A 23,604-nucleotide genomic window follows, 5' to 3' on the forward strand; every position below is an offset into this window, starting at 1 on the left:
TGGTTTTGTTGAAAAAATCTGTAAAAAAGCTTGTTGAATTATGATTTTTTCTGTTTGCTGTGCGTGATTCTCACAGCAAAATGAGACGTTATGCTGAATTTATGGATTCATTTCGGGATGTAGCCTGATCTGAAAGATGTTCACAGCGACAGAGAGCAAGGTCTTAAAACGCTCCCTTTATTTTTTGGAAAGAAAAGATTTTTACTCTTTTTGCATGGTATTAATGTGGTTTTGTTGATGCTTATGGTGTTTGCATGTTGTTATGGTTTAACCTCAAGGTATGTTCTTCTTTTTTCCATATTTGTCTTTATGTATCATTTTTATTATATACAAAAAGCATACAATCTCAAAGCAAATTTCCAATTTCTATCTAGTGTTGTAGCTGATGGAGAATTTATTTTTTGGCCGGTTATATTAACGATTGGTTCTTTCTTAACACTATAAAAAACCAAGGATGTGATTTACGTATTGCGCTTGTGTGGTTTTTTTGCTTCGATTTTGATGCTGATAACATTTGAGGCTAACATTTTTTGTTGTTCTTCAGAAAAATGTTCTTTGTTGAGTGCTGCCTGTACGGTTTCATCCTGGAGGATAAAATCAATTGGATATTTAGTTTCGTCAACAACAGTAACATCTTTAAAACCTGCTTTCTGAATAAGTTTAATATATGTTTTTTTGAGTTCTGCTCCTGAGACGCAACCAACATACGCAGTGACAGATTTTTGTAGTGCCTCTGGAAGTTGTCCGAGTAATACGATATCAGAGATCATAAGTCGTCCACCTGGTTTTAACACCCGAAATGCTTCTTGAAAAACAGTTTTTTTGTCAGGTGATAAATTAATCACGCAATTGGATAGTATTACATCAATGCTGTTATCAGCAATAGGGAGATGTTCGATTTCTCCAAGTCGGAACTCGACATTCGTATATCCGCCTTTTTGTGCGTTTGCTCGTGCTTTTTCAAGCATTTCTGGTGTCATATCAACACCGATTACTCTACCGGTTGGCCCTACTCTTTGTGCTGCGAGAAAACAATCAAAACCTGCACCAGATCCAAGATCAAGAACAATTTCTCCTTTTTTGAGTGACGCTACTGCAACAGGATTACCGCAGCCTAGGCCAAGGTTTGCACCCTCGGGAACTGCTTTGATATCCTCATCGGAATAACCAACCTTTTTACCCATGTGTTCAGCTTGTTGTGATCCTCCACAGCATGAAGAAAAATTTGGTCCGCACCCGCAGGTTTTTTGTGTTGCTATTTCGGCATATTCTTTTCGAACTATTTTTCGTATGTCGTGGTCTTTCATCATTTGAAAATAGTAAAGGAGTATATTAGTTTTGATTATGGTTCTTTTTAAGCAGAAAAACAGTAATTAACATGGGGTAACAACGTATTTGTTCACTTGTTAATATACACAATACTTGAACCATCACAACGTATATATTCAAGAAGAAAGGCAATATCTGGTTCGGTTTCTGCTCGTAGAACATCCTGTTTAAGATTTTTAAGATTGGCAATCGAGGAAAAATATTTCGGGAGGATCTTGCGCATGTGAAGAACACCACGTCGTTCACCGTAGTAATCACAAAGCTCCTGAAGATGCCACAAGCAGATTTTTTTCTTATCCTGGAACGTTGGTGGTCGATATGGTTTCTGTTCAATAGCATTAAGGATCTCTGGGATAATCCATGGGTTTCCAATAAGACCTCTGCCAGGCATAACCGCACATGCCCTGGTGTATTTGAGAACGTACTCTGCATCTGCACCGGTGAAAATACCTCCGTTTGCAATCACCGGAATTGAAACTTTTTCTACGACGTTGTTGATGCTGGTGTAGTCAGGGGTTGTAGCAAATTTTTTTTCACCACTTCGTGCATGAATTGTAATTGCTGCTGCTCCTGCATCTTCAAGTTTTTGTGCTAGCGAGTGAATGGTTATGTTGTTTTTTGTTATTCCGAGTCGTAGTTTTACAGTGACTGGTAGATCAACCGTGTTTGTGACTGTTCGAACAACGGCATATGCTTGTTGTTCATGCGCCATAAGTGCAACTCCTTCCCCTCGGCTGGTGACCTTTTTTACGGTACATCCCATGTTGATATCAATATAATCAAATCCTTGATCTTGCAAAACATGTGCTGCATCTGCCATGATTTTTGGATCTCTGCCAAGCAGTTGAACACCGTGCAGATGCGTACCCGGCGTTTTTTGTATCATGTGCAGTGTGCGTTTGTTGTTTTTTACAAGTGCTTGTGCATTGATCATTTCAGTCATGAGAAACGGTGGATGAAAATCTGAGAGAATAACCCGATAGGGATAGTCAGTGTAACCGGTGAGCGGGGGAAGCATAAGATGCGTGGTTTGTAAACGCTTGTGAAAGACAGAGTCGCGCATAGAACCAAAACTCATCCTGAGAATTCTAAGGTTGTTTTCTTGATTCTTACGTTATTGATCATGGTGCAGGAATCCATACTGTTCAATCTCATAGCTATGTTGTGGACGTGTAAACGCGGTGAGTGCACGTTGTACAAACTGACCGCAGTTGCTCCCAATCTTATTTTCCTCGAGTTCACCAATGCTAAGAATCACATCATAACCATGTTTTTTAAAATCAGCAAGAAGCGTATCTGCAGATTGGATATTGGTCGGATTGATCGCTGAGATCAAATGCTGTTCATGGGATCTCACCGTTGGGTTAACCGGAGTAAGTTTGATGAGAAAATATGCTGGATCAAAAAATTCTGCGAGTTTTTCAACATCAATCTGATATCCTTGAACTGGTGCGAAATTCAAGGTAATTTTTTTATCCATGTGTTCAGGATGTGAAAACTTTTTCCCGTATGTAGCGATTTCTGTAAACGACCATTTTTTAACGGGTATAAGTCGGTTTCTTGCAAGTTCATCGGTTGTGTGAATTGAGAATTGAAGTTGAAATCTGCCCTCAGTGTAGTACGTATCTTTTATGGCTCGAAGTTGATCGAAGAAACGAAGAACGCGAGGTGTTTGCGGTGCAACAGTGGAAAGAGAAATATGGAGTTGCTCCTGAGGATAATACGTTGGAAGTCTCTTGAGAACTTCTAGAACTGCAGGATTAAGTGATGGTTCTCCCATGCGGGCAAATTGAATTTTGAATTTTTCTGTGGTCGGTCTGCCCGTCGGATACCGTTTTACGACAAGATAGTTAATTTGTGCAAGGATTTCATCAGCGGTGAGAAGATCAGCAAAATCACCCCCTGCATCACACATTTGACATTGAATTGGACAACCGATCATTGATGAAACAATAAGAACCCATTTTTTCTCTCGAGGATACGGGGGTTGAATGGATTCAACGAACTCAATCAGATGTTGTTGTGACACCGCTGTATAAGTTGTTGATCCTCGAATTTGAGCAACATAGACTTTTGCCAGATCCTCTCTACCATATTCAGCAATAATGTTCATCAACATCCCTTCCGTGTATCGAGATATTCTAGGGCATGCATTGCTGCATGAATCCCATCGCCAACCGCAATTCCAACTTGTCGATGAGTCATCCGGGCAACATCACCTGCAACATACAAACCAGAAATCGTAGTTGCTGGAAATGCCGAAGTGATTTGGAATGCGGTTTGGAGTTCTGACGTAAGAAATCCGCTATTTGGTATTCTTCCATATGCAACAACAATGAAATCAGCAACAAAATCAAAGGTTTTATGTTGATGAGTACATGTGAGAATGAGTTCATGATTTTGAACGAGTATTTCTTGTGGTTGATGTTTGGTAAACAGAGGAATACCTTTTTCACAAACTCGTTGTTGAAGGATACCGAGAGCTTTTGGTTCTGACCGCAGAAGTAACGACACCTGAGCACCAGCTTCATACAGTGAAAGGCTGTAATCAAAGGCTGCATCGCCACCGCCAAGAACGAGGATACGTTTCTTTGTAAGGTTGTTATTTTTGAGAAGGAAGTAAACGTCATAGAACAGCTTGGTTCCTTCAAGGTTTTCTGATCCTGGAATTGTGATTTTTTTAGGTATCGTTCCTGAAGCAAGGATGACAACATCAGCGGTATAGTGAGTTGTCTTCGTTTGGATGGAGAAATGATCATTTAACTTGCTGATACAGCACACCTCTGCAGGATGAAGAGTACCACCGATTCGAATGAATTGTTGTAGAAATAAATCGACAAGTTCAGAACCTTTGATGCCGTATGGAAAACCGAGGTAGTTTTCAACGCTGTGCGCGTTCAGAAGAAGGCCACCAGGTATGTTTTTTTCAAAAACTAATGGGTGACGTCCTGCTCTGACAAGATAGGTTGCAGCAGCAAGACCTGCAGGCCCAGCACCGATAATACTTACTTGGTGATGTTTGTGCATTTGAGAACCTCATGTGTTGTGATCATGGTTGCACAAGCATCAGATAGTGTTAGGATGCTTGCGGTATGAAATTGTTGATCATCTGAGGCAGTGGCATCGGTGACAAAAAAAACATCATATCCATGCATAAATGCATCACGTGCAGTCGTATCACAGCACAGATGCGTCAAAACCCCAGTGATAACAACCGCGGTACTCTTCTGCTGTTGTAACTGGTGATCGAGAGATGTATGAAAAAAAGCACTGTATTGCGTTTTTCGAAGAACAATATCGTGTTTTTCAGGTTTTAGTTCATCAATGATCTGAGAGAAAGGGTGATCATCGTATAGCACATCATGCCACCATCGCCCCATAGTTCCTGGTGATTCAGAATGAAGAAGAGCGTATCTGGTATAGATAACTGGGAGATTGTGTTTTTTATACCAGAGAATAAGCTTTTGAATATTTGGTATAATTTTTTGTGCATCGGGAAAATATGCATGTGATTGTGGATTGCAAAAGAAGTGTTGCATATCAATGACAAGTAATGCTGAATGTTTCAAGCATGTCGGCTGGAAGTTTTTTGCAGGTATCATCTGCATGGTCGTTGTCTCTACCATACCTTCTATCCTCAATGACGTGTGATTTTCGGATTCGTTTCCTGGTTTTTCGGAGGCTGGAAACGAGAAAAAACAATGCCTCAGAATACACTAGCGAAATACATAGGATGATAAAAAATTAATTGAGGATATCTTCTTGGTGACATGGTCGTCGTCGGATGAGTTTAATCCAGAGAACACTCCCAAGACCGATAAGGAACACAATGACCAGATCAAGAACAGCTATCTCGGTAAAACGAAAGAGTTCTCGAAGAGAAGGTATACCAAGAATGAAAAATAAACTTGCAAATGCGCCAACGATTACGAGCCAGAATGCTTTGTTATGAGTTTTTATTGTTGTTCGAAGTGTTTGGGACCATGAAAGATTAACAACGATTAACATGACATTTGCAACAACAAGGGTGATGAAGGTGAGGGTACGAGCTTGATTTTCACTATATCCTGCAGCGGCTATCGACCAGATATACACTACGAGCACGGCAAGAAAAACACTTAAACCTTGAAGCGTGCTCCAGAATACATCTTTTCTACCGAACATCTTTTCTTTGATGTTTCGTGGTTGTTTGTGCATGATGTTTTTTTCCTCAGGTTCAGCCTCAAAAACGACAGAACACGCCGGATCAATGATGAGCTCAAGAAAAGCTATATGAACGGGGAGCAACATGAGCGGCATTTTCATGAGAATAGGTGCAATAACCATGCCTGCAATCGGAATATGTACTGAAAAGATATAGCTGATAGATTTTTTGAGATTGTCAAAGATTTTTCTTCCCATGCGAACAGCGCGAACAATCAAAGAAAAATCATCGGTGAGGATGACGAGATCTGATGCTTCTCGAGCAACATCAGTTCCGCGATGTCCCATCGCAATACCGATATGAGCTGATTTTAATGCAGGAGCATCGTTCACACCATCTCCAGTCATTGCAACAATGTCACCGTTTGCTTTGAGCGCTTCGACGATTCTGAGTTTCTGCTCAGGGACAACCCGAGCAAAAATATTGACCGTTGTAATGTGTTCTTGGAGCTCCTGGAACGAGAGGTTTCGAAGTTGTTCCCCGGTAATCACCTGATCAGAGTTGCGCAATCCAATCTGCCGAGCGATATGTTGAGCAGTACCTGGGTAATCACCTGTGATCATAATCACTCGTATTCCTGCAGTGTAGCATTCTTTGATTGCATGAGCAACAGTTGGTCGCACCGGGTCGATAAAGCCAAGGAGGCCAAGGAAACGAAAGGCAAAATCATGCTGTTTGTCAGGAAGTTCATCTTCTCGAAAGATTGCCTGCGCAACACCAAGAACACGTAAACCGTGCTCAGCCATTAGCTGAACCTGACCCATGAGTTCTTGTTTTTGTTCTGCAGAGAGATGACACAGATCAATGATTGCCTCTGGAGATCCTTTTGCTGCGATGGTATAGTGTCGTTTGTCTGAAGATTGCCAGACGTGAGAAAGGGCAAGCAGATGTTGTGAGAGGGGGTATTCCCGCACGAGAATCCAGTTTTGATGAATGTGTTCTGTATTTGATAAAAATCTTTCTGTGGCTGCTTTGATTTCTTTTTCTAAAGGATCGAACGGATCTTTCTGACTGGTAAGATATCCGTATTCAAATAAATCATGAAATGATTCCGGGAGCTGATCAGTAGTGTTCTGGTTAAAAGTATACATCGACCCGTGACAATACGCATGGCTCAGAATCATTTTGTTTTCTGTTAATGTCCCTGTTTTATCGACACAGAGAACTGTTGCTGATCCAAGCATTTCGATTGCCTGAGGGGTTCTCGTCAACACCTGTTGTTTTGACATTCGCCATGCACCAAGGCTGAGAAAAACGAGAAGAACGACCGAGAATTCTTCGGGAAGGAGCGCCATGCTCAAACTCAGCCCTGCGAGAAAACCTTCAATCCAGTTACCCCATGTTAATCCATACAGGATGATGACAAGAATGCAGAGTACTGCTCCAAAGAGTGTAATTGTGGTAATGATGTGGGTTGTTTCTTGTTTGATATGTGTTTCTTCCGGAGTTATTTCTTCAAGTGTTTTGCCGATTTTTCCCATTTCTGTGGCGAGACCAATAGCAGTGACCTGGGCGATGCCATGTCCTTGGACAACAAGTGTCCCTGAATAGACATAGGGTTGTTCGTCTCCACCTGGTTGCGTTGGCTGCTTATGCTCAGTCCAGGTGCATTTTCGAACAGGGATTGACTCACCGGTGAGTAATGATTCGTCAATGGTGAGATTTGAACAGTACATAAGTTGTGCATCTGCAGGTACCCGATCTCCTTCTCGAAGGATGAGGATATCTCCCCTGACGATTTCTCGACCAGGGATTCTTTTCTGTTGTCCGTTTCTGATGACAAGGGCTCGAGGGCTTGCAAGGTTTTTTAAAGCTTCTAACGCTCGTTTGGTTTTCCGTTGCTGATAAAACGTGATGCCGATGACAAGAAGAACGAAGAAGAGAAGCATAAGCGCATCTTCTTTTTCACCGATGAAAAGATAAATGATACCAGCGATGACCAGGAGCAGCAGCATGGGCTCAAGGAGAACTGAAAGAAATATTGTGATGATGTGCTGCTGTTGTTGCGCAGGAAGTTCATTGTATCCTTCTTGTTGCAATCGTTTTGCTGCTTCCTGCTCTGAAAGCCCTTGAAGTTCTGATCCTAACGATGTTTTGAGGTCATGGAAGAAGGGAGGAGAAGAAAGAGGGTTCTGTTCTGCAGTCATGTCGGTGGGGTATACCTTCCTTTTCGATATAGGTTTTTCTTTTTTTGAAAGATCTGAGCAAAGACGCTGAAAAAAGAAATAAAAAAGAAGCGCGTTTGTGCTGTTATTTCCGAATTTTCGTAAATATCAATATCTGCAGGCCGGATCTAGTTTCTTTATCCCATGATCCTTCATCACAGATTGCATAAAGTTGAAGATTAATGCGACCAAACCCAAACAACCATCCTGAATGTAGGGCAAACGATTTTCCAGGTGCAACCAACGGGTACACACCCGTTGTTTTTTTGTGTATCCGCCCAAACAATCCACCGTGTATTTCAATGAACCAGGAGACGTTCGTCGCATCTGCAGTTCCGCTATTCGTAACCGCAGCAAAAACACCAATCCCGCCTCTTCGAATAGTTATCTTGATGATCGGACTTGGTGATGCGCCACCGATGTGATCATAGTAGACATCCGGGTTTTCAGATCTGATGTCAGTCCATAGAATATTCCCATCAGTGGTAATGTCACTGGTTCGATATGAAACATCAACGGTTCCATTGTTATCATTGATTTGTATCGGTGAACTCCAACTTCCCCCTCCATCTCCAGTAGAAACCGAGTAAAGATTACCATTGGAAACATAAGTGCTGGTCGCTTCACGTCCGTAGGAAATCACGGTTGGATACAGTTCATCGTGTTCCACATCATCAGTAACACGACTCATATTCCACGTCATTCCTCCATCTGAAGAAGTAATACAGACAATATCCTGAGTACCTGCAGCATCTGATTGACATACGATCTGGATATGATGTGCATGTGCACTCACATCAGGATATTGTTCATTTGCATCAACCACACCCAATTGATACCAATCGACCTGCCAATTGTGCATCCACCAGTCATGCACATCAGCAATTGCAAGCAGAATATCTCGTTTATTTTCACTATTTCCACCGCTAGGGTAATCCCATACTGCATACAACTTTCCGGTAGTTCGATCGATACTAACTGAAGCATGAGCAGTATTGTTAAATGCTGGCCACCACCAACACCATCCGCTGTTTGGATTTGTATACTCGGGGAAATAAAAAACCGGAATATGTTCCCCCGGATGCATTGGATGGGTACAACTTGCGGTAGTGGTTTGAACACCATACCACCATGTTGCCGCGCCAACGTCGCTATACCCTGCGATATCAGGACGTTCATTCTCACGAAGATAATATGATGACCAATCCCAACAGGAAAGCAACCAGGATTCTGGTTGTAAAGGATCCTCTATATAAAGCAGATACTGTGCAGCTCCAGATAAATCATCATTGTCAGGTACAAAAGTTCCATAGAATGTTGTATCACCCCAGTAGATCAAACTTGGATAATCATATCTACCTTCAAGTGGAAAGTAGCATTGATCAATCCAGGTGTCACCCTGATCAGTTGAGAGTGTATAGATGATGTTTGCTGAATATTTATCAGTCTCAAGGACATACGCTCCAAAGAGGAGATCATAATCATCTCGTGCGATAGCTGGATGATATTCATGGTACTGAGTTGCTGCAACAGGAGTATCTGAATCTTTTGATACGAACGAAGTTTTGACAGGATTTCGAATGCAATAGTGACGTTGTTGTCGTTGTGGGTATACGCAAAGAGGCGGTTTCAGATGCATGATTTGAAATTCTGATTCTGGTGCATCGTACCAATGGGTTTGCGCTCTAAAGACAGGAAGAACAGCTGCTGCAATAACAAACATGCATATAACGATACTGAAAAATTTCATATTCACTTCCCCCAGATGGTATAAGGATGTTTGGTAATTTAAACATTTTCCTTAGAACTCATGCGATATATCCTGCGTACTTGAACCAAAGCATTTAAAAATGTCAAGATATACCACCAAAACCAATGAGTATCAAGATTTTTGTCACCGGTGGAACATTCGATAAAGAATACGATGAGATAGAAGGGAAGCTTTTTTTTAGAAATACGCATCTGCAGGAGATGTTAACGTTAGGTCGATGTACCATTCCTGTTGATATTGAAGTATTGATGATGGTTGATAGTCTCCAGATGACTGAAGCTGACCGTCTGCTGATTCGGGATCGTTGTTTGACAACAGCTGAACATAAAATTGTAATTACTCATGGAACTGACACCATGGTTGAAACCGCAAAGGTTCTCGCAGGTAAAATTACGGACAAAACCGTAGTGTTAACCGGTGCGATGATCCCCTACCGACTTGGAAGTTCAGATGGCTTGTTTAATCTTGGGAGTGCACTAGCATTTGTTCAAACACTTCCACCGGGTGTATATATTGCAATGAATGGAAAATATTTTACTTGGGATAATGTCCGAAAGAATAAACAAAACGGCATATTTGAAGAGTTACATGAACCTTTAAATAGGTGATAATTTTTACCGTAGGGGCCATTATGGAGGTGAAACTGACGTGGTACAAAAACAAACGTTTCTTAGATTGATATACGGAGTAACATTAGCTCTAATTTTTTCATTCAGCGCCATTGTTTCCTCTGCAGAACAACCGACTACTACATCATATGAACACACTGCAGTTGATATTGGGATATATGCGATTTCGATTGGAAATTTTGAATTCAACAAGGGAACCTATGTGATTGATTTTTATGTGATTCTCCACTGGAACGACAAGAATATTACACCAACAGGGTTTGAATTCATGAATGGTCGTCCGATGTCAAAGGAAAAAATTTTCGAGATGTCTGAAACTGGTCAAACCGAGGTGTGGTATCGCCTCCAAGCAAATCTGTTTATCACCCCGGATTTCACGAAGTATCCTTTTGACACACAACAACTGAAAATCATTATTGAGGATTCAAAATTTAACACGTCATTTTTCCATTACACGCCAAATCTTGCTGTATGTGGTGTTGACGACGGGTTTCAGCTTGCAGGATGGGATGTTGAATCCTATTTGATCGAAGTCCATAACCATACGTATCCTTGGAATGAAACGTATTCACAGATGGTTTTTACGATCAATCTTGCTCGTGCAACCGGTCCGACAGCAGCAAAACTTTTGCTTCCCCCGATCATTTTCTGCATCGTTTCAGGGCTTTCATTTTTCTTCAAAGGAGATAAAATAACCCATCGGTTAGGTCTTGGAACCAGTATGCTTATCTCAGCAGTGATGTTCCATTTAAGTCAAACGTCGTCACTCCCAGCGCTCCCCTCACTCATTCTCATTGATAAAATTATGATATCAGTGTATGCATTTCTTGCATCATCTCTGCTTGCAACCACCTTGATTTACATCGATGAGGAATACTGGAAAGATGTTGATTATACAAAAATCGTGAATCGATTCGGAGCGATGATAACGATCATTTTGCCATTTGTTGTTTTCGCGATTTTGAACTTCGTGTAGCAAACACTGGTTCACCAAGCAGAATTCGTTTCATCTTCTTTTTTGTTGCATAATCACAGACAACATCAACAGGTTCGAATGTGAAAGGATTCAGTTTCGTCCAGTACATACACGTTGAAATCGTCATCGGCGTTGGTGTGAACAGCTGAAATTGTTCTACGTTTCGCAGTTTCATCTTCCGAATCATCTCGCGGAGGTATCTTGTATCCTCAAGCGTTTCTCCAGGATGACCAATCATAAAATAGTACGTCAGAAACTGTTTTTTCTCAGCATTTATTTTGGTAAAAAAATCAAGAAACTCAGAAAATCGTGTGTTGTCTTTATGCATCAATGCTGTTACCTTTGGTGAAAAATGTTCTGGAGCAATTTTGAGACATCCAGAGATATGATACTTGCTCAGTTCTTCGATATACCGAAGGTTGTATAGTGCAAGATCGTAACGGATGCCACTTCGGACAAACACTTTTTTCACTCCAGGAATCATCCGAACTTTTCTTAAAAGATTGATGAGTTTGAGATGACTACGGTCAAGCTTCTGGCAGTCGATGCAATGATGCAAACAATGATCTCTGGAGGTACAGTCCATGCCATACATATTAGCTGATGGACCGCCGAGGTCATCGATGTATCCTTTGAACTGTGGATGTTCAGTGAGACGTGTGATTTCCTCTAAAATATTTTGTTCAGATCGAGAAATAATTCGTTCACCTTGATGGAGTGCTAATGAACAAAAATGACAGAAACCAATACAGCCTCGATGGGTGACCACTGAAAACTGCGCCATTTTTAATGGTGATTGTGGATGCAACTTCCTGGTGTAAGGAAGTGAATATATCCAATCGAGATCCTTAAAGGTATATGTAGGATAGCGATACTGTACAACGTAGCTGTTTGTGTACTCCTGAGCAAGATTTTTATCATTTGAAAATGCCTGTTGCATCCGACAGAATTCAACCGGATCCGTACACACCTGCGTATACGATGGAAGTAGTTCCATAGAGTCATCTATGGTTCGTGAAAGGATACAGGTCCCCGGGATGCCGATGAGATCAGTAGTATTGGCAAGTCGGTGGACAATATCAAGGAGTTGTTTTTCACCGTTTCCATAGACAAGGATGTTTGCCCGTGAATCAAGCAGAATGCTTCGTCGTAGTGCATTGTCCCAGTAGTCATAATGAGCAAAACGTCGTAACGATGCTTCAATACCCCCGATGACGAGCGTGGTTGACTTGAAGTATTCTTTAATTTTGTTACAATAATAAATAACTGCACGATCTGGAAGCTTTGTAATTTGTTTATATCCGGTATCTGCACGTCTGCGTTTTAAAGGGGTATAGTTATGGAGCATGCTGTCAATTGAACCAGAACTCACACAGAAACACAGCCGGGGGCTTCCAAGACAGGTGAAATCCTCCTTTGTTTCTGGTTTTTCAATGATGCCGACGCGATAGTTTTTTGCATCTAAGACTCGTGCAAGAATTCCAACTGGAGAGAGCGGATGATCATCATAGTATTCCCCGCTGACGAGAATCACATCAAAATCATGCCCAGTTTTCGAAATCATACCACTCCTTCTAGATAACAACAACAGCTATAAAAAGACATAGAACGAGTTGGAGAGACAGATTTTTAAATCATGATGGGTTGCATCATTATATACATACAATGGATGAACAAGTATATGGAACAGAAAAACAGAGAAAATAAAAAATACCACCAGGTTGGATTGCTCGGAGTTGCTGTTGGCATCCTCAGTATCATTTTTATGTGGATTCCGCTGATGACAATCATTGCTATTGTGTTTGCAATTCTAGCAGTTGTGCTTGGATATATAGCAAAAAAACATGGAGATCGGTATGGATTCTACGGTTTTATTCTTGGGATTATTGCGATTGTTCTTGTCGTAATTCTGACGTTGCTCGCCGCAACACTATATGTCTACGTATCAGGTTTTGTCGGTGGGCAATGATATTGTTCGGTAATCGCCTACTGCTGAAAACTTCTTTAACCCTGGGGAGGTACGATACCACGGTATGAAGAGACTTCTGGTAACAAATGATGATGGTTATACTTCAGCTGGTTTTTTTCCCTTACTTGAAAAACTCTCTCGCAAGTTTTCATTAACTGTTGTTGCCCCGAGTAGTGAAAAAAGTTGGATTGGCAAAGCAATTACCACAAAAACAGAATTACAGATTCATGAGGTTGACTACGATGGTTTTCATATTTTTACAGTTGATGGAACACCTGCTGATTGTGTGCAACTTGGTATGTATACTATCATGGAAACGAAACCAGATTGCGTAGTCTCAGGTATTAATCAAGGGGAAAATGCAGGTCATGCTCGGATTTTAAGCTCAGGAACTGTTGGTGCAGCAATGGAGGCAGCATTTGAAGGTATCCCCGCACTTGCTGCATCCATCATGATTCCTTATGAATGTAAAGCTGGAATTGATTTGTTTGACAAAAAAAATCGATATGTGTTTGATAATGCTGCAATGATCACAGCAAAGATTGTTTCAAAGATCTGCGAACACAAGATGAAACATATTGATCTGTTTTCTGTCAATATTCCTTTTGACGCCACATGTTCTACTGATCTTGTAATTACGAAACCATTCAAAGACCCGTATGGAAAACTCTTTCATCGGACCAACAAGGGATATCTTCATCGAACGCCGCCGTTGGACTTTTCGATGATCCATCCGGGATCTGATCTCGAGACATTACAGAAGAAAAAGATTTCTTTGACACCGCTGAGTCTTGATTTGGTAACATCGCAGTCACTGACTGAAGCACAGCAGCTCTTTGACTCATGGTAAAAAAAAGTATGAACGTGATTTTTTGTATTAGTTTTTAATGAAAAAAAATGCTATGGCAATAATGAGATAGACGCTGAGGAGCTGGGCACCTTCAAGCCAGTTACATCTACCATCTGATGAAAGATAATTAATAATTAAAACGGCGAGAATCACCGCAAGGATTTCAAACATAGAAAACACCAGGGTGAATCCGAAGGAAAAGATACTACTGACGATCATAATGATGGGGACGACAAACAATGCTATTTGAATAGCACTGTTTAACCCAATCTCAATAGAAACGTTGATTTTATTTTGAATGGCAAAACGGATCGCTGTTGCATTTTCAGCAATGTTGGTGACGATGCCGACAAGAACGATACCGATAAAAGTCTGAGTGATACCGATTGTTGTGGCAACAGTCTCAACAGTTTTTACGAGAAATTCGCAAATGATTGAAACAACAAGGACTGATAAAAATAGAATAAATGCTGCATACTGTTTGCTCAGAACAGGACGTTCTTGGAGTGATTTCACCTCGGAGCTGACTTCAAACATATCTTTATGAGTCCAGAGTGAAAACACCAATCCTGCAATGTAGATGATCGCCATGACCACAGCAACAGCAACACTCATAAGATGTAAATGGTCAGGTTGCGGCTGCGGTGTTATGTAGACATAGACACTCGGTATTGCAAGCCCTGCAACCACTATGATCAACATCGTTGATGAAACAGCAACTGCTTGGTTGTTGAAACGTTGATACCGATATCGTAAACCACCAACAAAAATACTCAGACCGACGAGGAGGAGAATATTACAGATAATACTACCAATAAGTGATGCTTGGATCAATGGGATAAGATGTTTTCCTTCTTTAAGTGCAAAAACAGCGATAAGGAGTTCAATCATGTTTCCGAACGTCGCAGAAATAAGACCACTAATCATAGGGTTACTCTGGAGTACTATTTCGTTTGCTGCATATCCCATAATTCGGGCAAGAGGAACCAACGAAAGAATCGCTGTGACAAAGATAATGAGATGAAATTGTGTGAATATACCAAAAAAAATACATAGTGGGATAAAAACAAGAAGGTAATAGAAAATCCTCCCGATATTCATCCTCCGTCGGATAATCTTTGCAAAACTGACTGCGCGAATATCTCGCTCAAGATGATCTTTTTTAATAATCAAAGGGAGCATACATGCTCCGCATATCCAAGGGTAACAATAAATCTTTCGAGAAAAAAGAATCAAAAAATATCAACTAGAAACCGACAATGAAGCCGAAAATGGTAAGTGCTAAGGAGCCGAGATAGATGATAACTGATTTGAAGGTCGTATGTTTCCAGCAGTGAACACTTTGATTGAGAATGAAATTTGATGCCATGATAAAAAAACCTGTAATTGAAAGTAAGGGGATATACTGGATGATGAGTTTACAGAGCTCGTAGATGAGGGGTGTCGCAAGTCCGAGGATAACAGTTATGCCAAGGTAGATTGCAACTGATTGTTCTTTAGTTCGATATTTCCCGAAAAACATGAAGCCTTTCGGGGTGATTTTATAGACCAGACTTGAGATAACGGTGACTATAATTCCGGTGAGAATAAGATTACTTGGTTCCTGTAGGACATCGAGCACACCAACCGGTATTTCGACAGGGATTTTTAAAGATGTTTACCGAAGATACTTGGCATTTCTTTGTTGTTGATGATCTTTATCTTCTGGGAATATGCTACAAATCAGCAGAAATGAAAAACAACGATTAGCTCCACAATATCTCACCAAAAAAATATTATATGCCAAGGAGCATCGTTGCAATGAAGAGGTACAAAATGATTCCGACAATATCTGCAATTGACGTAATGAGCGGACCACTCGCAACAGCAGGATCCCAACCAAGTCGCGTGAACAGAAATGGTAAAGAAAGACCAATGAGACTACCAACAAATACAATTGCCATCATGGAAAGACCAACAACCAGGGCAATAAGCATACCTCCTCGGAAGATACCAAGTATAGAAACAACCACACCCATGGTTAGCCCGATTGCCCCAGCGACAAGTACTTCTTTTCCAACACAGTAATACCAATCCTGAAGCTTTACATCTTTGATTGCAAGAGCACGAACCATCAGGGTTGACGCTTGAGAACCTGCATTTCCGCCACAGTCAACAAGCAACGGCATAAAAAGAACTAAAACAAGGTATTTGGCAATAGTATCTTCAAAGAAAGCAATTGCAGCACCAGAAAAAATATTGACAAAGACTAGAAAAACTAACCATCCGATGCGTTTCTGATACAAGGTTCGAATAGGAGCATCACGAATTCTATCGGGGAGCTTTCGTTTACTCATTGCAGCGATTTTATGAAAATCCTCTGTGGTTTCTTCTTCACCGACATCAATCAAATCATCAACCGTTACAATACCTAATAAAACACCTTGTGAATCGACAACAGGTAATGCATACAAGTTATGTTCTTTGATGAGATGATATGCTTTTTCTTGATCATCGAAAGCACTAATACACACAAAGGTATAATTCATGATATCTGAAATTTTATCGGTTGGATTTGCTAGTATGATCTGACGAAGGCGAAGATCGTCTATGATTTTACCTTGTTCATCAACAACATAAATCATCGCAAGAATCTCACTATCTTTTCCTTTATCACGGATATATGCTAAGGCTTGTTCTACCGTCCAATCAGCACGGATAGCTACAAAATCAGGTGTCATAAGACGACCGACGCTATCTTCAGGATAGCCTAAGAGTTGACGTGCTTCTTTGAGATCTTCAGGGCTTAACAATTCAAAGAGACGGCGGGTGACTTGTGCAGGTAATTCCTCAAACAACGCAGTTCTATCATCAGGGGTTAATTCGGAGAGGAGCGTCGACGTTTCTGAGTCTGTCAAATTTTTTAGAAGAATGTCCTGAGCCGCTAAATCCATTTCAGAAAAAACATCAGCGGCAAAATCACGGGGAAGAGAACGAAAAATGAAAATACAATCAACTTTTTCTGCGTCTTGTATGAGTTTTGCCACAGTCACTGGTGGTAATTTGACGAGAAGTTTTCTGAGATCATTCCATTTTCGTTCATTGATATACTTTTTTATGTCGCATTTTGTTTGTTCAGTAAGGACTCCATTTTTTCGAAAAAGTTTCTCCTTTGTAGAGCGAAGTGCATCATTATTTGTAGGTGAGGGATTGCAAGGATCGTTTGTGTTGCTCATAGTGCCTTAGAAAAACTGTACAGCTCATTACATTATTTAGAATTTCCGATATTGTATTTTTCAACAGCCTATCTTTCTTTTTTTTGTTTACGGCGGGACCGAACGTAGACGATAAAAAATGTTCTATAAAAATATTTTATCGTTTCAGTGTTACTCCTCGTTGATTTTGATACGTACCTGAGCGTTCGTGATACAGAGCATCAGGAATTGTTGAAAGTTGTTCGAACACAATTTGACAGAACCGATCGCCAATATGAATCTGAACCGGTTCATGACTGGCGTTGAAACAACTAATGGTGAGAGTCCCATGGAAGCCGGCATCAACTTTCCCAAAACTTGTCATAATTCCTTTGCGAGCATAACTTGATCGAATCCAGAGCTGTGCTACGAGTTGTGGTCCCATTTTGATAAATTCTTTAGTGCTGATAGCAAACCATGTCACTGGCGGGATAATTGCTGTTCCTTGTTTGATGTGTTCATTGGTTTTTTTTATGAGAATTTCATCGATGATGAGATCATAGCCGTTGGGTGTGATGTTTGTTTCATGAAAAGGTTCAATTCCTAGAAGTTGACTTTTCAATGCTGCGAGGATGTCTCTATCAGAAAGTATGCTCATATTTCGACCTTGTCTGCATAACAAAAATTTTCTGTCTAGCCAACAATCGTTATTTTATTGATGGTTATTTTTTCAAGTGGTCGATCGTTGCGATCAGTTTTTGCATTACCAATACTGTCAACAACATCCATACCTTCAACAACTTTCCCGAACACCGCATGTTTACTTGATGCTGGTTCTTTGTCGAAATCAAGATATGTGTTGTCGACGAGGTTGATGAAAAATTGACTTCCACCGGTGTTTGGTCCGCGGTTTGCCATTGATATTGTACCACGGACATTACTCAGACTTTTATGGAATTCATCCTTGATCGTATAGCCAGGTCCTCCTGTTCCTGTGCCGTGGGGGCAACCACTTTGAATCATAAAATCTTTGATGACTCGATGAAAAATCAAACCATTATAGAAACCGGTTTTTGCCAGGCTTATAAAATTTCCTGCAGTGATTGGTACTTTGTCTTCAAAAAGCTCTACTTTAAAGATCCCTTTGCTTGTCTCAAATGTTGCAATTTTATTTACCATATTTTTTCCTCCTTAGGTTGCATATGTTATGGTGATGCTATTGATGATCACATCAGTTACCGGCCAATCTTGCATATAGGTGTACTTTGTGGTGGTTTCAACTGATGCAATCTCTCGTACGACATCGAGTCCTTCGATGACAACACCAAATGCTGCATAGTTATCGTCGAGGAAGGATTGTGGTCCATCACAGATGAAAAATTGACTTGTTGCACTGTTTGGATCATTGGTTCGCGCCATGGAAATCGCACCATCAACATGTCGTACCTCTGGATTGATTTCAAGATTAATGGGTCCATATGGGCTTTCTTTCGGTGTGCCGTCAGGATAAAATCCTCCACCTTGGATCATGAAATTATCGATAACTCGGTGGAAAACTAATCCATTGTAAAATCCATCGTTAGCAAGTTTTACAAAGTTTTCTACAGTAGTTGGTACTTTGTCAGCAAAAAGTTCGACCCGGATCGTACCCATGGTGGTGGTAATTACTGCAATTGGATTGCCTTTCGGAGTTTCATTGTTTGATCCTGGCTGCTGCAACAGAATTACTAAGGATAACCCAATGACAATTAATACTACAACAAACAGAATTATGCCGATTTTTTTGTTGTTATCTCCTTTTAGGGAAATCTCAGGGGTTTGCGTTTCCTTTTTTTTATGACCCATAATCTTGTTCACCAGCCCCAGTATATCGCCCATTGTTTATAGATTTTTTTTATATCTTTTCGAAAAAAAAGTTCTCTAGTATATTAGTGATGCCTGGTTTTGCAGCAGTAATACATAGGTAAGTAAAAATTTGTAAATGACCAGGTATTGGTCTCCAGAACACGATCCCGTACAAATAAAGGTTTACGATACCATTGGATAAACGGACATACTACTCAACTCCTTTTTACTGGTTTGTTGTATCTGTTAGATAAAATTATATTTTTATATAAAAAAGTATATATAACTTTGAATCCTATTAATATTATTGCCGGATAGGAAATAGATATGGCTTATCGTCAAAAAAAAATAATAGGCATAGCTATAGTTCTTGGTATCTTTACCTTTATAAATATTCTTGCTGCGACCTTTATTTTTATTGATATCCGTGCAGTCGACATGCCAAAAACCATTCTTACTCTGGAGGTTGTTGAGATAACAACTGATGAAGCAGTACTGAAAGCAACCGTATTGATTGATAATCAAAATCCTTTTGATGTGATCGTCAAAGATTTAAAAATGATCACAAAAACAGACACTGGTGAGGAGATACTGAAGTTTTCTATTCCCGGTGGAGACATACCATCGAAGAAAAATAAAACCTTTTCTACTGATATTCTTTTTTCTCTGAAAAACAAAATTCCAGATCGGTTAACCAGCGAGATAACAGGAACCATGGGAATTCGATTTTTTAGCCTGATTACGAAAACATTACCTGTTCAAGTGACGGTCATCACATCAATTGGTGATAGTATACGATCATTATCGATGCCATTGATCCATGCAAATATCGAATTTGATAATATCAGTAAACACGGTGTGAATATCACCACAAAACTTGACATACAAAATCCAAATTCTTTTGATTTGAGTTTTGATGATATATCGATTACTGCAGTAACTGATGCTGGAACAACTGTTGGAGTTGTAAATGTCGCTAGCGGGCTGCTGAAAGCTCACCAAACAACAACAATGCAGGGAAAAGGATCAATTCAACTCAAAGCATTAGATGCAAATGTTTTAACAGTAACTGTGAATGGAAATGTCAGCGTGCATATCGCCGGAGCAAAGAAAAAAATCCCATTAACTGTTGACGCTGACATCAACGTGCCACATCTCAGTGACATTTTTTCCTTAAACACACCAACTGACATGATCATTAAATCTGATATGGAGCTGAAAGGTCGAGGTTTTATTGATCATATAACTCTTGAAATTATTAACCCAAATAACTTGCCGCTTGAAGCAAAAGATGTAACGTTTTCGATATATGTTGTCGCAAATGATGTTGAAGAACTGGTCGGTGAAACAGTTATTGAACGTGCATCAGTTCAAGCGAAAAATAAAACTTTTCTGAAAACCGAAATCTCCATGCCGTTTTCAAAGATTTTACGACCAAAAGGCGGTGGGTTTTTCCCAGACGCATTACTGGTTACCGTCCGAGCAAAAGTGACGATTGAAGGTCTTGATCAATGGTTCTGGCTTGGAGTGAGTGGATATCAGGACTTGCATATTCTCCGATAACTTTTTAACAACCTGATGTCTCAGTATATGTTTTTTGTTGAAAATGAGAGTTGAGATTGGTGAACATACTCTACGGTGTGTGTGGTGAAGGATTTGGTCATGCAAGTAGAAGTAGAATTCTAATGCGATATCTGCTCTCGCGGAATCATACCCTGTGTATTGTTGCTGGTGGCAAAGCATATCAGCTCTTATCATCAGAGTTCTCAGAGGTTCACAAAATCGAGTCAGCACATTTTGTGTACAAAAATAATGAGGTAAAACTGATTCAAACTTGCGGAAAAACACTGTATCAAACACTGTTCCGTGCTCCTCGATCATTACTCACGGTCAATCGGTGCATACAGCAATTTCAGCCAGATATTGTTATTACTGATGCTGAACCGTTGTGTCTGTTCGCAAGTAAATTCCACCGCATTCCTTGCGTAAGTATCGATAATCCTCATGCGTTACTTTTTCGAACATATCCTGTAAAATCTGGAGAGTTTTTTCCGTGGTTTCTGCTGATCATGGCGTTGAGGATGACGATGCATGGTGCATCAAAATATCTAGTGTATGATTTTTTTGACCAGCCAAGCAGCGATGAACGTGTTGTATTTTTAAAACCGTTAATTCAGGAGGGGATACGTCGTCAGAAACCCTGCTATGGTAGGCACATTTTTGTGTATCATACGATTGGGTCTAATCCAGCAATCTTGGAAACGTTGAAGAAAACACAAGAAACCTATATTATCTACGGGATGAAGAAAAGCGGCACTGAGAAAAATGTCGTATTCAAGCAATTCAATGAACATGATTTTTTTACAGATATCAGCACAGCAAAAGCTGTTATCACAAGTGGTGGTTTCACGGTGATTAGTGAAGCATTGTTTTTACGAAAACCGATATTCTGTCTGCCGATTAAAAATCAATTCGAACAAATGCTGAATGGTTTCTGGGTTGAACAACTCGGTGCAGGAATTTCAACCTTCTCGATAACTGAGGAAAAACTGGCGGTGTTCTTGGGCAATCTTGAACAGTATCAGAAACATCTGAAATCGTATAATCCTGGAGATCAAGAAAAAACGCTGCAGACGATTGAACAAATCCTGATATCCTTGGTTCAAAAAAACTAATTATTCGACTGCATCTTTGGTATATGAAAACGTAGAGCAGTAACGTTTCATAGACCGATAAATAAATGATTGGAGTACAACGACACTTGGATGTAGATCTGTTTTTCGAGATCGGATGAAGGTGTCATATGATATCTTATGTTCTGTGGTGAGGTGTAACTTTTTCAGTATCTCAGAAATGATCTTTTCAGGGTGAGCACAGAGCTCATCATACGTTATTGAAATATAATCATCAGCAGTTAGTTTGTTGATATTGCGCAGGTAATAACGTGTACCATGTGCAGTATACATCGTGAGCAGCATACAACTAAAAACAGAGAGGTGTGAAAACAGCATACGAAGTGGCAACAACAGTAAGGGATTTTCGTAGATTTTTGTATACGTTTTTGAAAGTTGTGTTGTGTAGTAATTTTTCTGCTGGAGGAGAACATGCATCGCGTTAATTGTTGAGCTGATAGTCTTGAACGGGTGTCGATGAATGAAGATAAACTTTGCTTGAGGAAATCTCTTTTTCAGAAAGAGAAAATTGGAGAAATCATACGGATTCTTTACAAGAATTGGTTTGTTGTTTTCTGCAAGAAACTGGATTTTTTGACATAATGTTGTAAAAACATCAATATTTGATGGTGAAAGCTTCATAGTATTTGAATATCGGTCAAGGAGAAAACCGTATTCTTCAGCAAAATCAGCAGTGACTTGTAAGGTATCGATTGCTCGGTCATCAAGACCATGCTGTTTGAAGGTATCAGTGAGATGGCGCTGTGCTTCTTTGGTTTTATTATGGAGATGCGTATCAATCAATGTTTCATAGTTGATGATGTGATACGCTGTGACTGGATTGAAACATCCAGTTGCAGTCAGCATCTTGTAAAGGATGCTGGTTCCTGAACGGTGAAAACCAAGGATAAAAACTAGTTGTATGTTTTGATGTTTTATTTTTTCAAGATGCGGATCATCTATCCCCATAGCATCCATGATAATACGTGAGTGTTTGAAAAAGATATCTCAAAAAATGATCAGAGAAGATGAACAGCAGTCAATACCGCGATAAGTACAGAATGGGTGACATAGATTGCAACTCCAACATAGGAAATCGAGAGAAACGAGATGAGAAGTTTTCGATTCTCAGAGATTGACGCATGATCAATGAGCTGGGTTGCAAGTGCCATAAAAAAAAGGATGATGAACCAGTCAAAAAAATTGGTTACGGGGACGCCAAAGAATGATACAAACGGTGTTTGTTCAGTCCATACCCACCAGTGATTGCGATGGGCGATTGGGTCTTCAAGAAGATCCAGACAGACACCGATACAACCGGTGAGACCAGAAATAAGAATCATTCGGGGGAGGGTTATTTTTGAAAACACTGATGCAACAAGGTGTTTTGCAAAGGAGAGAAATAAAAAAAGATTTGTGCTCCATCCAAGAAGTATAATAAGAGGGACACTTCCTCCGATAACTGAGAGGTAGATGTAATAGTTTGGGTAGAGATATCTGCCGTTTGCAACCGCTGAGGCTTCGATAAATAATGCTGCTCCCATCATTGGTAGAAAGTATCGAACGGTTTTTTTCCATCCGTTTTTTTTCCATGAGAAAAAAACAAGGAGTGACCAGATGATTGTTATGGCACTCATAAAAAAAAGCATAGTGATTGAAATGTGTGCTGTCGTGTTGATTTGTACAAGGGACATATCATCATGGTTCCTTGAATCGAGATATAATAGTGCGGATTTCCTTAAGACCAAGAACTGGGAGAAACGCACAGAATATTCCGATAATAACCTCCCAATACGACTGAGATATCAGTCCGGCAGCTGTTATCATCACCAGGCGAAATAGATACAGAAGTACAACAATACTCAGGGTCATACCAAATAATTTGACCGTGCAGGACGTAGATGAATCGCTGGTTTCACTGGTTGTCTTTTTTTCTGCTGTTTTCAGGATGATGATCGTAAGAATGATTCCTGCACCGGCGATAAGGAAAAATATGGGAAGATCAACCATACTATTCTCTC

At 40.2% G+C, this 23,604-nt stretch carries 23 protein-coding genes; 6 read left to right on the top strand and 17 right to left on the bottom strand.

Annotated elements, in window-relative coordinates; translation table 11 throughout:
- Positions 1-461 precede the first annotated feature (461 nt).
- From QXL17_03410 to QXL17_03440, 7 genes are all read right to left on the bottom strand, one after another.
- Positions 462-1,310, bottom strand: a complete 849-nt coding sequence (locus QXL17_03410; protein MEM4258183.1) for an arsenite methyltransferase — start codon at positions 1,308-1,310, stop codon at positions 462-464.
- Between the two features lie 89 nt (positions 1,311-1,399).
- Positions 1,400-2,392: a tRNA dihydrouridine synthase DusB gene (gene dusB / locus QXL17_03415; protein ID MEM4258184.1), complete on the bottom strand. Its 993-nt coding sequence runs from the start codon at positions 2,390-2,392 to the stop codon at positions 1,400-1,402.
- Positions 2,393-2,443: 51 nt separating this feature from the next.
- Positions 2,444-3,442 (bottom strand): radical SAM protein, encoded by a 999-nt coding sequence (locus QXL17_03420; GenBank protein MEM4258185.1) that lies wholly within the window; start codon positions 3,440-3,442, stop codon positions 2,444-2,446.
- Positions 3,442-4,356, bottom strand: coding sequence for an NAD(P)/FAD-dependent oxidoreductase (locus QXL17_03425; protein MEM4258186.1), 915 nt, complete (start codon positions 4,354-4,356; stop codon positions 3,442-3,444). The genes QXL17_03420 and QXL17_03425 overlap by 1 nt, the downstream gene beginning before the upstream one ends.
- Positions 4,335-4,955 (bottom strand): isochorismatase family cysteine hydrolase, encoded by a 621-nt coding sequence (locus QXL17_03430; protein MEM4258187.1) that lies wholly within the window; start codon positions 4,953-4,955, stop codon positions 4,335-4,337. Before QXL17_03430 ends, QXL17_03425 begins: the two co-directional genes overlap by 22 nt.
- A gap of 118 nt (positions 4,956-5,073) precedes the next feature.
- Complete coding sequence (locus tag QXL17_03435; protein MEM4258188.1) at positions 5,074-7,680, bottom strand: cation-translocating P-type ATPase; 2,607 nt, start codon at positions 7,678-7,680, stop codon at positions 5,074-5,076.
- 103 nt (positions 7,681-7,783) lie between these two features.
- Entirely contained in the window at positions 7,784-9,448 is a 1,665-nt protein-coding gene (locus tag QXL17_03440) for a hypothetical protein (protein MEM4258189.1), read from the bottom strand.
- Positions 9,449-9,573: 125 nt separating this feature from the next.
- Between QXL17_03440 and QXL17_03445 the strand changes: the two genes are divergently transcribed.
- On the top strand, positions 9,574-10,077 hold the full coding sequence (locus QXL17_03445) for an asparaginase domain-containing protein (GenBank protein ID MEM4258190.1): 504 nt from the start codon (positions 9,574-9,576) through the stop codon (positions 10,075-10,077).
- A gap of 40 nt (positions 10,078-10,117) precedes the next feature.
- Positions 10,118-11,074, top strand: coding sequence for a hypothetical protein (locus QXL17_03450; protein ID MEM4258191.1), 957 nt, complete (start codon positions 10,118-10,120; stop codon positions 11,072-11,074).
- Here the strand turns inward: QXL17_03450 and QXL17_03455 are convergent.
- The gene (locus QXL17_03455; GenBank protein MEM4258192.1) at positions 11,031-12,638 is read right to left on the bottom strand and encodes a YgiQ family radical SAM protein; all 1,608 of its coding nucleotides are present in this window, start codon (positions 12,636-12,638) and stop codon (positions 11,031-11,033) included. The two genes, QXL17_03450 and QXL17_03455, sit on opposite strands and share 44 nt — an antisense overlap.
- A 117-nt stretch (positions 12,639-12,755) precedes the next feature.
- On the opposite strand from QXL17_03455, the gene QXL17_03460 reads away from it, so the two are divergent.
- The gene (locus tag QXL17_03460) at positions 12,756-13,043 is read left to right on the top strand and encodes a hypothetical protein (GenBank protein MEM4258193.1); all 288 of its coding nucleotides are present in this window, start codon (positions 12,756-12,758) and stop codon (positions 13,041-13,043) included.
- Between the two features lie 64 nt (positions 13,044-13,107).
- A complete protein-coding gene (gene surE, locus QXL17_03465) occupies positions 13,108-13,893 on the top strand; it encodes a 5'/3'-nucleotidase SurE (protein MEM4258194.1) in 786 nt (261 codons plus the stop codon).
- Positions 13,894-13,920: 27 nt separating this feature from the next.
- Here the strand turns inward: surE and cax are convergent, their stop codons facing one another.
- The 6 genes from cax to QXL17_03495 all read right to left on the bottom strand — a co-directional run bounded on the left by cax (position 13,921) and on the right by QXL17_03495 (position 18,911).
- Positions 13,921-15,075, bottom strand: coding sequence for a calcium/proton exchanger (cax, locus tag QXL17_03470; GenBank protein MEM4258195.1), 1,155 nt, complete (start codon positions 15,073-15,075; stop codon positions 13,921-13,923).
- A gap of 64 nt (positions 15,076-15,139) precedes the next feature.
- On the bottom strand, positions 15,140-15,514 hold the full coding sequence (locus QXL17_03475) for a hypothetical protein (GenBank protein ID MEM4258196.1): 375 nt from the start codon (positions 15,512-15,514) through the stop codon (positions 15,140-15,142).
- A gap of 154 nt (positions 15,515-15,668) precedes the next feature.
- Positions 15,669-17,108 carry a magnesium transporter gene (gene mgtE / locus QXL17_03480; protein ID MEM4258197.1) on the bottom strand — a complete coding sequence of 480 codons (1,440 nt, stop codon included), beginning with the start codon at positions 17,106-17,108 and terminating at the stop codon, positions 15,669-15,671.
- A gap of 136 nt (positions 17,109-17,244) precedes the next feature.
- Positions 17,245-17,724, bottom strand: a complete 480-nt coding sequence (gene dcd / locus QXL17_03485; protein ID MEM4258198.1) for a dCTP deaminase — start codon at positions 17,722-17,724, stop codon at positions 17,245-17,247.
- 35 nt (positions 17,725-17,759) lie between these two features.
- Complete coding sequence (locus QXL17_03490) at positions 17,760-18,245, bottom strand: peptidylprolyl isomerase (protein MEM4258199.1); 486 nt, start codon at positions 18,243-18,245, stop codon at positions 17,760-17,762.
- Positions 18,246-18,257: 12 nt separating this feature from the next.
- Positions 18,258-18,911: a peptidylprolyl isomerase gene (locus QXL17_03495; protein MEM4258200.1), complete on the bottom strand. Its 654-nt coding sequence runs from the start codon at positions 18,909-18,911 to the stop codon at positions 18,258-18,260.
- Positions 18,912-19,238: 327 nt separating this feature from the next.
- Between QXL17_03495 and QXL17_03500 the strand changes: the two genes are divergently transcribed.
- Together QXL17_03500 and QXL17_03505 are read left to right on the top strand one after the other, a co-directional pair.
- Positions 19,239-20,474 carry a hypothetical protein gene (locus tag QXL17_03500; GenBank protein ID MEM4258201.1) on the top strand — a complete coding sequence of 412 codons (1,236 nt, stop codon included), beginning with the start codon at positions 19,239-19,241 and terminating at the stop codon, positions 20,472-20,474.
- Positions 20,475-20,533: 59 nt separating this feature from the next.
- A complete protein-coding gene (locus QXL17_03505) occupies positions 20,534-21,586 on the top strand; it encodes a glycosyltransferase family protein (GenBank protein ID MEM4258202.1) in 1,053 nt (350 codons plus the stop codon).
- Here QXL17_03505 and QXL17_03510 read toward each other — a convergent pair whose 3' ends face one another.
- Genes QXL17_03510 through QXL17_03520 form a run of 3 tightly spaced genes read right to left on the bottom strand, consistent with a single transcriptional unit; the run spans position 21,587 to position 23,593 of the window.
- Positions 21,587-22,552: a sulfotransferase gene (locus QXL17_03510; protein ID MEM4258203.1), complete on the bottom strand. Its 966-nt coding sequence runs from the start codon at positions 22,550-22,552 to the stop codon at positions 21,587-21,589.
- A 50-nt stretch (positions 22,553-22,602) separates the two neighbouring features.
- On the bottom strand, positions 22,603-23,277 hold the full coding sequence (locus QXL17_03515; protein ID MEM4258204.1) for a carotenoid biosynthesis protein: 675 nt from the start codon (positions 23,275-23,277) through the stop codon (positions 22,603-22,605).
- A 4-nt stretch (positions 23,278-23,281) separates the two neighbouring features.
- Positions 23,282-23,593 (bottom strand): hypothetical protein, encoded by a 312-nt coding sequence (locus tag QXL17_03520; GenBank protein MEM4258205.1) that lies wholly within the window; start codon positions 23,591-23,593, stop codon positions 23,282-23,284.
- Positions 23,594-23,604 lie beyond the last annotated feature (11 nt).

This window comes from Candidatus Thermoplasmatota archaeon, assembly GCA_038884455.1.
In the GTDB taxonomy this organism is placed as follows: Archaea; Thermoplasmatota; E2; order DHVEG-1; family DHVEG-1; genus JAWABU01.